The sequence below is a fragment of the Stenotrophomonas sp. HMWF023 genome (assembly GCF_003060985.1).
Classification (GTDB): Bacteria; Pseudomonadota; Gammaproteobacteria; order Xanthomonadales; family Xanthomonadaceae; genus Stenotrophomonas; species Stenotrophomonas lactitubi.
In genome coordinates, this window is record NZ_QAIJ01000241.1 from 9,946 (window position 1) to 21,278 (window position 11,333).

Annotated in this window: 7 protein-coding genes; 4 read left to right on the forward strand and 3 right to left on the reverse strand. The window is 66.0% G+C overall.

Features of this window, described 5'->3' with window-relative positions; all coding sequences use genetic code 11:
- Nucleotides 1–61: 61 nt before the first annotated feature.
- The 3 genes from DBR20_RS13385 to DBR20_RS13395 all read right to left on the reverse strand — a co-directional run bounded on the left by DBR20_RS13385 (nt 62) and on the right by DBR20_RS13395 (nt 6,352).
- Entirely contained in the window at nt 62–2,416 is a 2,355-nt protein-coding gene (locus DBR20_RS13385; RefSeq protein WP_108266520.1) for a family 20 glycosylhydrolase, read from the reverse strand.
- 112 nt (nt 2,417–2,528) lie between these two features.
- Nucleotides 2,529–5,192, reverse strand: a complete 2,664-nt coding sequence (locus tag DBR20_RS13390) for a TonB-dependent receptor (protein WP_108266521.1) — start codon at nt 5,190–5,192, stop codon at nt 2,529–2,531.
- A 143-nt stretch (nt 5,193–5,335) separates the two neighbouring features.
- Nucleotides 5,336–6,352, reverse strand: coding sequence for a glucokinase family protein (locus DBR20_RS13395; RefSeq protein ID WP_099820930.1), 1,017 nt, complete (start codon nt 6,350–6,352; stop codon nt 5,336–5,338).
- A 385-nt stretch (nt 6,353–6,737) separates the two neighbouring features.
- Between DBR20_RS13395 and DBR20_RS13400 the strand changes: the two genes are divergently transcribed.
- Genes DBR20_RS13400 through nagA form a run of 4 tightly spaced genes read left to right on the forward strand, consistent with a single transcriptional unit; the run spans nt 6,738 to nt 11,321 of the window.
- On the forward strand, nt 6,738–8,030 hold the full coding sequence (locus DBR20_RS13400) for a sugar MFS transporter (protein WP_108266522.1): 1,293 nt from the start codon (nt 6,738–6,740) through the stop codon (nt 8,028–8,030).
- 39 nt (nt 8,031–8,069) lie between these two features.
- Nucleotides 8,070–9,137 (forward strand): LacI family DNA-binding transcriptional regulator, encoded by a 1,068-nt coding sequence (locus DBR20_RS13405; RefSeq protein WP_099821016.1) that lies wholly within the window; start codon nt 8,070–8,072, stop codon nt 9,135–9,137.
- Between the two features lie 7 nt (nt 9,138–9,144).
- Nucleotides 9,145–10,173, forward strand: coding sequence for an SIS domain-containing protein (locus tag DBR20_RS13410; RefSeq protein ID WP_108266523.1), 1,029 nt, complete (start codon nt 9,145–9,147; stop codon nt 10,171–10,173).
- Complete coding sequence (gene nagA / locus DBR20_RS13415; protein WP_108266524.1) at nt 10,173–11,321, forward strand: N-acetylglucosamine-6-phosphate deacetylase; 1,149 nt, start codon at nt 10,173–10,175, stop codon at nt 11,319–11,321. Before DBR20_RS13410 ends, nagA begins: the two co-directional genes overlap by 1 nt.
- Nucleotides 11,322–11,333: the final 12 nt, after the last annotated feature.

Below are 11,333 nucleotides of genomic sequence, written 5' to 3' on the forward strand. Positions count from 1 at the left end.
CCTACCAGTAGATCCACGCCATGCGTGGATCCGGCCGCAAAGCGCCAACCAAGGTTGGCAACTACCGGAGCGTCACCTCATCCAGCACCCACATCGCCGGGCGCGTGTCGCCGGTGAAGTTGATGCACAGATCGCCCGTGCCCGAGGTGCCCTTCGGCAGCGCCGCGCGCAAGGTCACGAAGCCATCTGCATCGGTCTGCGCCGGCAGCGGCACCTGCGCCAGTACCTTGCCCGTGCAGTCGCCGCGGCGGATCAGCATTTCGCCGTGCGCGCTCCGGGCCTTCTCGAAGCGGCGCTTCGGCTCGTCGTGGGCCAGCTGGAAGTAGTACGGAATACGGCCCGCACGCACTTCCACGCTGCCGATGCCATCCAGCTGCGCCTGCGGCCAGCGCCAGCACGGCTGGAAGATGTCGACGGTGAACACCGCACGCGCACCTTCGCGCGGACCATCGTCTTCCAGGCGCAGTACCAGGCCCTTCTCACCCACGCAGCTGCGCAGTTCTTCGCTGTGCCGTGACAGCAGCGACTGCGCGGTGTACGACGCCGCCGTCGGCTTCGCTGCCAGTGGCTGGCCCTGGTAGAACGCAGCCGACTGCACCGTCGCGGGCAGCGTGGACGTCAGTGGCTGCTGGTACAGCGGCGACTGTGCGGTCACCGGCTTTCCGTCACTGCTGTAGCGCACTTCATAGCCCAGCGGATTGGCCAGTGACACGGTCACCGTGTTCGCCGCGCGGTCATCGGTGTAGGCCACGCCTACTTCGAACGGCGTCTGTGCGTAGGCCAGGCCCCAGGCCCGATAGCGCTGCAGCTGCGAGGGCAGGCGGGCCAGGAAGTCGCGGAAATCACGATGTTCCGGCGTGCTCCAGCCGGTCTCGGCCACGGCGGCCAGTCGCGGGAACAGGTTGTGCTGCAGACGTGCGTAGGTGCGCGTGTGCTCGGTGAACATGTTCGCCTGCAGGCCGAGGATGTGGCCGCGCTTGTCGGCCGCCAGTTCGTCCGGCACCGGTTCGTAGTTGTAGAGCTTGGCCAGGTTAACCTGCGTCGGCCGGCCCGGCGGCTCGTTCGGCGACGCGGTCTGCAGGTAATCCAGGTACAGATGGCTGACCGGCGACATCACCACATCGTGGCCCGCGCTGGCCGCAGCCAGCCCACCCTCGGTACCGCGCCAGGACATCACCGTGGCCTGCGGCGGCAGGCCGCCTTCAAGGATTTCGTCCCAGCCGATCAGGCGACGGTCGTGTTCTTCCAGGAAGGTTTCCAGGCGCTTGATGATGTGGCTCTGCATGGCCATCTCATCCTTGATGCCGAGCGCGCGCATGCGCTGCTGCACCTGTTTTGACGCCTCCCACTGGTCCTTCACTGCCTCGTCGCCACCCACGTGCACGTACCTGGCCGGGAACAGGGCGATGACTTCTTCCAGCACGTTTTCCAGGAAGGTGACGGTGCCGTCCTCGACGTTGAACAGGTTCGGGAACACGCCCCATTCGCTCAACGGCTTCAGTGGCGTGTTGATCGTGCCCAGTTCCGGATAGGCAGCGATGGCAGCGGTGGCGTGGCCCGGGACATCGATCTCCGGAATCACCTGGATATGCAGCGCGGCCGCGTACGCGATCACTTCGCGGATCTGGTCCTGCGTATAGAAGCCGCAGTACGGATGCTCCTTGCCGCTGACCGGATCGATGCCGCCGTCACCGGCCGGCAGGCGGCAGCTGCCGACTCCGGTCAGCTTCGGGTAACGCTTGATTTCCATGCGCCAGCCCTGGTCGTCGGTCAGGTGCCAGTGGAACGTGTTGAGCTTGTGCGCGGCCATCGCATCGAGCACGCGCTTGATCTCGTCCAGGCTCTGGAAGTGCCGCGCCGAGTCGAGCATGAAGCCACGCCAGCTGAAACGCGGCGCATCCTGGATCTGCACGGCCGGCAGCACGCCGTTGCTGCCGCCGGTGGCGAGCTGGGCCAGCGTGGTGGCGCCGTAGAACAGGCCGGTCTCGTTGCCGGCCTGCACCAGCACACCCTGCGCGGTGCTTTCCAGCGTGTAGCCCTCGCCACTGTCGCGGAAGGTCGGCACGATCTGGAAGAGGATGCTGCCGCCCTTGGTGACGGCCTTGCCGTTGGCCACTGCCAGGCGCGGCCCACCACTGCGCGCCAGCAGATCGGCGAACTGTGCAGCGACGCGCTGTGCGGCTTCGCCATCGGCCTGCAGCACGGTGGCCGCGCCGACGGTGATGCCAACGCCGTTGCCGCGCTGCACGTTGGCCGGTGCGGGAATCAACATCAGGCTGCCGGCGCGCAGCTGCGGTCCGGGGCCGGTATCGAGTGCCGGGGCATCGGCAGCCAGTGCCGGCAGCACGGGCAGGGCGGCCAGCAGGCTGCCCAGCAACAGAAGGCTGCGCATCCTGGCGCGGGTGGGCTTCGTCATCGGAAGGACTCCTTGGATCGGGTGCGATGTTCGCTATACATGAAAAACGCCGGGCCCGGAATGACCCAGGCCCGGCGTGCGTGCACGACTCGGCGATGAAGCTGCCGCTGGATCAGTACTTGAAGCGGAAGTTCAGGTAGTACTGGCGACCGTTGCTGTAGAACGAGGTCGGAATGGCCGCGGTCTGGTAGTACTTGTAGGTCGGGTTGTTGAGGTTCAGGCCATCCAGGCTGATGCTCAGCCAGTCGGTGGCCTTGAAGCTCAGCGACGCCGACAGCGTGCCGAAGTCATCCTGGTAGTACGGGTTGGTGCCCGACAGGCTGATCAGGAACGAGGAACGGTGGGTGTAGCTGACCCGCGCGCCGAAGCGCTCGTTCTCGAAGTAGGCACCCACGTTGTAGGTGTTCTTCGAGGTGCCCAGCAGGTTGTGCGAGCCGTCCGACCAGGTGTGCGCGGTGCTGCCGTTGGCGTAGGTGTAGTTGGCATTGACGCCGAAGTACTCGCCGATCGGCTGCTCATAAGCCACTTCCACACCGGTGACCTTGCCGTCGGCATTGATCGGGGTGGAGATCTGGTAGGTCTCAAGCTGGTTGGTCAGTTCGCTGTACAGCTGGCGCGAAACCACGTCGAAGGCGATGTAGTCCTTCAGGTCCATGTGGTACGCACCGATCGACAGCAGGCCGCGCGGCATGAAGTACCACTCCAGATTGGCATCCAGGTTGGTGGACAGGGTCGGCTTCAGGTTCGGATTGCCGCCGCCGCCGGTCCGGTTCAGATCCGAACCGTACGAGGACGCGCCCAGTGCCGAGTAGTCGGGCAGGGTCTGGGTCTGCGAGGCCGCTACGCGCAGCACCAGCTTGTCGTCCAGGTCGAACTTGATGTTGGCGCTGGGCAGCACGCGGTTGCGCTTGTTCTGGAAGGCCACGCTCTCCCACATGCCGAACAGGCTGCTGACATCTGCATCGGCAGCCTTGCTTACGGCGTTGTAGGTGTTGATGTCCTGCTTGATGTTGACGTAGCGCAGGCCGACGTTGCCGCTCCACCAGTCACCGCGGAAGTTGGCCTGCACGTAACCGGCGAAGTTCTTTTCCTTCACCTGCCACTCGGCACCGTAGTTGTGGCGGCCGGTCGGGCCGTCGTTGCCGGCAAGCCAGGTGGAGTTGTTGGTCACCGCATCCTTCAGCGCACCCGGGGTGAAGTACCAGATGTTGCGCGGGAAGGTGCCGCCGATATCGCCAGCGAAACCGTTCGGATAGTTGGAGGTGGCACCGTTCTTCAGCGCACTCCAGATGTCACCCGGGGTTGCACCCTCCGGCGACAGCGCTTCGCGCTTGTGGTCGGCAAAGCGAAGGCCGAAGTCGATGGAGCTCAGCACGCCGCCATCGTTGAAGTACTGGTTGAAGTCGAGCGTGGCCCACTTCTCCTTGTCTTCGGCGGTGACCTGCTGGTTGCCCCAGGTGCCGAAGCTGGTGACGCCATTGGGCGAGAGGTCGCCGCCGACGTTCCAGTCGATCGGCGAGCCGGCGCCATGGGTAGCCCAGCTGGCGCCACCGCCGCTGCCCACGGTGACCTCGGCGATGTACTGGCGCGGGGTCTCACCGGTGCCCTTGGTGCTGCCGGCCTGGAACTTGGCGGTCAGGCTGTCGCTGATCTGCCAGTCGGCATCGAAGGTGACGTAGCTCGACTTGGCCGTCGACTCGCGGTAGATCATGTCGTACACCGCGTAATTGGTGCCCGGCACGCCCGCGTAGGTGGCATTGGTCAGCACGCCGTCCTTGACCACATAGCCCGGATTCGGCGCCTGCGACTTGGCGAAGCTGTTGCCGAACATCATGAAGTTGCGGTTGTAGTTGTTGGCTTCCAGCTTGGAGCTGAAACCGTTCAGGCCCAGGGTAAGGGTATCGGTCGGCTTGAACTGCAGCGAGACCAGGCCACCCTTGCGCTCACGGGTCTGTTCGAACAGGGTCGAACCCAGCAGGCCGGGGACGTTGACGCCGATCAGGTCCGGATTGGTCTTGGCAACCGGATCGCCGGCGCCGATCTTGAAGAAGCCGCCCGGAATTTCCTGCGCTTCACGGCGCAGTTCGCGCTTCTGGCTGAAGCCCTGCACCATCACGCCGAAGGTGTTTTCTTCGTTCTTGTAGTTGAACAATGCCGAGTACTGCGGGTCGTTCGACTTGGCCTGGTCCGAACGCACCATGCCGATCGAGCCTTCAGCAGTGAACTGCTTGGAGAACTCCAGCGGCTTGCGGGTGATGATGTTGACGGTACCGGTGGTACCACCGTCCTGCAGCTTGGCCTGCGAGGACTTGTTCACTTCCACCGAGCTGACCAGTTCCGACGGCAGCAGCGAGTAGCTGACGCTGCGGCCGACGTTGTTGCCCTGGCTGAGCACGAACCAGTCGGCCGAACCGACGGTGTGGCCGTTGATCAGGGTCTGGGTGAGGCTGGGGCTGGTGCCGCGCAGGCTGACACGGTCGGCTTCGTCGAAGCCGCCTTCATCGGCGCTGGACGAGCTGATGTTGACGCCCGGCAGGCGCTGCAGGGTGTCGGCAACGTTGTGCGCCGGCAGCTTGCCCACGTCTTCGGCGGTGACCACTTCCACGCGCGCATTGGCTTCGCGCTTGGTGTCCAGCGACTTTTCCATCGAACCGCGGATACCGGTAACGGTGACGGTGTCCAGATCGGTGGCGGTCTGGGCGGCCTGCTGCGCGTGCGCACTGAAGGCGATGCAGCTGACGATGGCGGCCGAAAGCAAGGTCTTGCGGGTATTCATGATGTCTCTCCTCATCACTCGATTGGATGCCGGCGGCGATATGGGATTGCGGTTGCGATGACGTGCGCGGGGCGGCGGCGATGTCCCGGGCATTGGCGTGCCACGTACTGCGTGCTGCGATTGCGTTGAAGCCGTTTGCAGGTTCAGGCGTCGGCGTGGAGCAGGTACCAGCTGGCAGCGCCGATCACGCCCAGCTGTCCGTGTTCGACCACCTTCACCGGGATGCGTGCCAGCGCCTCGCCCATCGGCCCCTTCTGCAGGTAGCGTTCGACGAAGGTGCTGGTGCGCAGGTACTCGCGGATCTGCGGCAGGATTCCACCGGCCAGGTAAACCCCGCCGTGGGCGCCATAGAACAGGGCCATGTCGCCGATGGTGCTGCCGAGCAGGCCGCAGAACACATCCAGCGCCTGCCGTGCGAGCGGATCGCTACCGGCCATTGCCGCAGCGGTGACCGCATCGGGGCTGGCCAGCGCCGGCGCCTGGTCCTGCAGTGCGCAGATCGCGCGGTACAGGTTCATCAGGCCGGGGCCGGAGATCGCATGTTCGATGGACACATGCGCGCGGTCGCGCTGCATGTGGCGGACGATCGCCATTTCCAGTTCGGTGCTGGCGGCCAGGGTCGGCTGGCCGGCTTCGGTGGCCAGAACCACCGGGCCGTTGGCCGTGGGAATCCACAACGCTGCACCCAGGCCGGTGCCGGGGCCGACTACCAGGGTCGGGCCGCGCGGTGCACTGTCCGGACCACACAGGTGCAGCACGCCACTGGCATCGACCTGCGCGGCTGCATAGGCCACGGCTTCGAAGTCATTGACGATGTGCACCCGCTGCAGGCCGACGTCGGCCTCGATCTGCCGGGCCGACAACGGCCATGGCACGTTGGCGGTGATCACCGTGCCGTCTTCGCGGGCATAGCCAGCGGTGGCGACCACGCAGTGCGACGGGCGCGGGCCTTCGGCCAGGAAGTCGGCGAGGATCGCGCTGAGCCCGGCATGGTCGGCATTGCGGTACTTGCGGTAATCGAGCACCTGCACCGGATGGGCATCGTCGCCACTGGCCTGGACCCGGGCAACACGCACATGGGTGCCGCCAACGTCGGCAGCCAGGAACGAGGGCGCGACGCGGGACAGGACATGGGCCGGGGCGGGATGGCTGGCGGTCACGCGGGCTCCTGCAGCAGGTGGGGCCGGCCCCGGGAAGGGCAACGATGAAGCCGGCGATTGGGGCGGAGTCTGTAACCGCGTTGACAACGATGTCAACGAGTTCGTGACACTTTCGTTGCTGCGCCGCAGCGAATGCAGATCGCCGTAAACGTTTACATGGCGTGAGTGCGGCATCCATGGCAGAACCGTTGCAGCAAGGGGCTTCAAGGGCGAAGCGCATTCAGCGGATGGCCGTGCAGCGGGCTTGCGCAGTGCAGCATCCGGTGTGGTGGGCCGTGCATGGAAGTTGACAAACGGTCGTCGTCCACCGAAAGAATGTGACAACGTTGTTCCCAGCCACTCTCCGACGCCGTGTTCTGCGGCCGTCGCCGCAGGAGCCTTCCTGATGTCAGCCGTCCCCGCTGCAAGCGCACGCCCGAACGTGGCCTCGTCCATCGCCATCGTCGGCGTGCTGTTTTTCCTGATCGGCTTCTTCACCTGGCTCAACGGCCCGTTGATCACCTTCGTCAAACTCGCCTTCGAGCTCAGCGAGGTCGGCGCCTTCCTGGTGCTGATGGTGTTCTACCTGTCCTACTTCTTCCTGGCCCTGCCGGCGTCGTGGATCCTGCGCCGCACCGGCATGAAGAAGGGGCTGAGCCTGAGCCTGCTGGTGATGGCCGGCGGCGCTGCGTTGTTCGGTGAATTCGCCACCCAGCGCTGGTACCCCGGCGCGCTCGGCGGCCTGTTCGTGATCGGCAGTGGACTTGCCTTGCTGCAGACCGCGATCAACCCGTACATCTCCATCCTCGGCCCGATTGAAACGGCCGCACGGCGCATCGCAATGATGGGCATCTGCAACAAGATCGCCGGCATGCTGGCGCCGGTGCTGATCGGCACGGTGGTGCTGCACGGCATCGGCGATCTGTCGGCCACGGTGGCCGCTGCCGATGAAGCGACCAAGGCGCAGCTGCTGAACGAATTCGCCGCCAAGATCCATGCGCCATACCTGGCCATGGCCGGCTTGCTGGTGGTGCTGGCGGTGGCGGTATTGTTCTCGCCGCTGCCTGAAATCAAGGCCTCCGAGGCCAATGCCACCCCAGCCGGCGCGCCGGGCAAGGCCGAGCGCAGCAGTATCTTCCAGTTCCCGCATCTGTGGCTGGGCGTGCTGTGCCTGTTCGTCTACGTCGGCGTGGAAGTGATGGCCGGTGATGCCATCGGTACCTACGGTCATGGCTTCGATCTGCCGCTGGACCAGACCAAGATGTTCACCTCGCTCACCCTGGGCGCGATGCTGGTGGGCTACGTGGTGGGCCTGCTGCTGATCCCGAAGGTGGTCTCGCAGTCGCGCTACCTGACCGTCTCGGCGGTACTGGGCGTGGTGTTCTGCCTGGGCGCCTTCTTCACCCATGGCTATGTGTCGGTCGCCTTCGTGGCGCTGCTGGGCTTTGCCAACGCGATGATGTGGCCGGCGATCTTCCCGCTGGCGATCCGTGGCCTGGGCCGCTTCACCGAAACCGGTTCGGCGCTGCTGGTGATGGGCATCGCCGGCGGCGCGATCATTCCGCAGCTGTTCGCCGTGCTCAAGCAGCACATCGATTTCCAGCTGGTGTTCCTGCTGCTGATGGTGCCGTGCTACCTGTACATCCTGTTCTACTCGGTGGTCGGCCATCGCGTCGGCCTGCCGCAGGACAAGGGCTGATCGGCGATGATGGACGGCAGCCAACCCCAGGAAAAGCCGATGCGCAGAGCGACCATCAAGGACGTTGCCGAAAAGGCCAAGGTCTCGCTGAAGACGGTGTCGCGGGTGATCAACAACGAGCCCTCGGTGATGCAGGCCACCCGTGCGCGGGTGCTGCGTGCCATTGCCGAGCTCGACTACGAACCCGATCCCTCCGCGCGCAACCTGCGCAGCGGCACCACCTTCGTGATCGGGCTGGTGTACGACAACCCGAATCCGTACCACATCATCGGCGTGCAGAACGGCGTGCTCGCCGCCTGCCGTGAAACCGGCTTCGGCCTGCAGATCCATCCGTGCGATTCCAGTTCGCCGCTGCTGGCCGATGAACTGGCCGACTGGGTGCAGCGTTCGCGCCTGGCCGGGCTGGTGCTGACCGCACCGATGTCCGAACGTCGCGACCTGATCCAGGCGCTCACTGCGCGGGGCATCAAGCTGGTGCGGATCATCGCGGCCACCGAAGATCCGGCCGATGGCGCCTGCGTGTTCGTCGACGACCGCGAAGCCGCCTACGAAATCACCGAACACCTGATCCAGCTGGGTCACCAGCGCATCGGCTTCCTCTGGGGTGGCACCTCGCACCGGTCGTCGGGCGAGCGCTACGCCGGTTACGAAGCCGCGCTGAAGGACTACGGCATGACCGTGGACAAGCACCTGGTGGTGCAGGGCGACTACACCTTCGACGATGGCTTCCGCGGTGCGCGGCGCCTGCTGGCACTGCGCGAACCGCCCACCGCCATCTTCGGTTCCAACGATGAAATCGCCGCCGGTGTGCTGGCCGCAGCGAAGTCGGCCGGCATGAACGTGCCCTACGACCTGTCCATCGCCGGCTTCGAGGACAGCCCGTTCTCGCGCCAGTCGTGGCCGCCGCTGACCACCGCCAAGCAGGCCACCGAAGACATCGCCCGCCATGCCGCGCGTCTGCTGATCGCGCAGCTGCGCAGTGATGCCTACGACGATGCGCCGGCGCCGCTGCACAACCAGGGCTTCGTGCCACAGCTGGTGGTGCGTGGCTCGACCGCACCGATGCGGCCTGCCGCCGCCCGTCCCCTTCCTTCCGATCCTTCCTGAGCCTGCCATGTCGCTGTCCGACCCCACCGCCACCCTGATGTTCGCCGAGGCCGCCGAAGCGGCTGACGTCGTTGCCCGCCAGTTCGCCCGCAACCATGCCGTGATGGAAACGCTGGCAGCCAGCCTGCGCGCTGCGCCGCCGCCGTTCGTGGTGACCTGCGCACGTGGCAGCTCCGACCATGCCGCGACCTACGGCAAGTACCTGCTGGAGACCCAGCTGGGACTGGTCGTTGCCTCGGCCTCACCGTCGGTGGGTTCGGTCTACGCCGCACCGTTGCAGTTGCGCGGTGCGTTGTTCATCGTCATTTCGCAGTCCGGCAAGAGTCCGGACCTGCTGCGTAATGCCGAAGCTGCCAAGGCTGCTGGCGCGCGTGTGGTGGCGCTGGTCAACGTCGAGGATTCGCCGCTGGCACAGCTGGCAGACACGGTGATCCCGCTGCATGCCGGCGTGGAAAAAAGCGTGGCGGCGACCAAGAGCTACCTCGCATCGTTGTCCGCACTGCTGCAGCTGGCAGCGTACTGGAAGCAGGACAGCGCGCTGCGCAATGCCCTGGACCTGCTGCCCGATGCGATGCGCGAGGCCTGGCAGTGCGACTGGAGCGCAGTGACCGACGGCCTGGTGGAGGCCAACAACCTGTTCGTGCTCGGCCGTGGCCTGGGCCTCGGCGCAGCGCAGGAGGCGGCGCTGAAGTTCAAGGAAACCTGCAGCCTGCATGCCGAGGCCTACAGCTCGGCCGAGGTCAAGCATGGGCCGATGGCGCTGGTCAATCGCGGCTTCCCGGTGCTGGCCTTCGCCCAGCCTGATGAAACCGGTGCCGGCACTCGTGCCGTGGCCGAAGAATTCACCGCACGTGGCGCCCAGGTGTGGCTGGCTGGTGCCGGCGGCAACCTGCCCGTCGCTGCTGCGCCGCATCCGCTGTGTGCGCCGCTGCTGACGGTGCAGAGCTTCTACCGCGCGATCAATGCGCTGGCGCTGCGCCGCGGCTTCAACCCGGATCTGCCGCCGCATCTGAACAAGGTTACGGAGACGGTGTGATGGCAACCGTCCTGCGCAATGCCCGCATTCTTGCCGGCGATGAGTTCCGCGACGATCTTGCAGTCGTGATCGAAGACGGCCACATCAGCGCGCTGCTGCCCGACGCTGCACCTCAGCTGGGCACGGCCGACGAGCAGGTGGACCTGGGGGGCGGCTGGCTGCTGCCCGGCTTCATCGATGTGCAGGTCAATGGCGGTGGCGGCGCGCTGTTCAACAACACGCCCGACGTGGCGTCGCTGCGCACGATTGCGCGTGCGCATCGCCGCTTCGGCACCACCGCGATGCTGCCGACCCTGATCAGCGATGACCTCGGTGTGATGCGCGAGGCGATCGCTGCGATGCGCGAGGCCATTGCACAGGGCGTGCCGGGCGTGATCGGCATCCACCTGGAAGGGCCGTACATCGCACCGGCGCGCAAAGGCACGCACGATGCCAGCAAGTTCCGCGTGCCGGACGCGGAAGAGATCGACCTGGCGTCGTCGCTGGACAACGGCGTGACCCTGCTGACCCTGGCGCCGGAGCGCGTGCCGCTGGAGACCATCCGCGCGCTGGTCGAACGCGGGGTGATCGTTGCCGCCGGTCACACCGCCGGTACCTATGAAGAGATCCGTGCCGGCCTCGATGCCGGCGTGCGTGGCTTCACCCATCTGTACAACGCGATGTCGCCGCTGCAGGGGCGCGAGCCCGGTGCGGTCGGCGCGGCGCTGGAAGATCGTGACAGCTGGATCGGCATCATCGTCGATGGCGTGCACGTGCATCCGGCCAGCCTGCGCGTGGCGCTGGCGGCCAAGCCGCGCGGCCGCCTGCTGCTGGTGACCGATGCGATGCCGCCGGTCGGTGCGGACGATCCCAGCTACGTACTGTATGGCGAAACCATCACCGCCATCGATGGCGTAGTGCGCAACGCGGCGGGGTCGCTGGCCGGTTCGGCGCTGGACATGGCCACCGCCGTGCGCAACACCGTGCAGCTGCTGCGCCAGCCGCTGGCCGAAGCCGCGCGCATGGCCTCGACCTATCCGGCGCAGTTCCTCAATGTCGATGATCGCCTGGGTCACATCGCCGAGGGCTACCAGGCCGACCTGGTGCTGCTGGACGATGCATTGCAGGTGCGCGGTACGTGGATCGCCGGCCAGTACGAGGCGGCTTGACGATGAGCAGCA

Bases quoted from the DNA above. Each gene is read 5' to 3' on its own strand.
- DBR20_RS13385 (WP_108266520.1), bottom strand. From the start codon at position 2,416: ATGACGAAGCCCACCCGCGCCAGGATGCGCAGCCTTCTGTTGCTGGGC.
- DBR20_RS13390 (WP_108266521.1), bottom strand. From the start codon at position 5,192: ATGAATACCCGCAAGACCTTGCTTTCGGCCGCCATCGTCAGCTGCATC.
- DBR20_RS13400 (WP_108266522.1), top strand. From the start codon at position 6,738: ATGTCAGCCGTCCCCGCTGCAAGCGCACGCCCGAACGTGGCCTCGTCC.
- DBR20_RS13405 (WP_099821016.1), top strand. From the start codon at position 8,070: ATGCGCAGAGCGACCATCAAGGACGTTGCCGAAAAGGCCAAGGTCTCG.
- DBR20_RS13410 (WP_108266523.1), top strand. From the start codon at position 9,145: ATGTCGCTGTCCGACCCCACCGCCACCCTGATGTTCGCCGAGGCCGCC.
- nagA (WP_108266524.1), top strand. From the start codon at position 10,173: ATGGCAACCGTCCTGCGCAATGCCCGCATTCTTGCCGGCGATGAGTTC.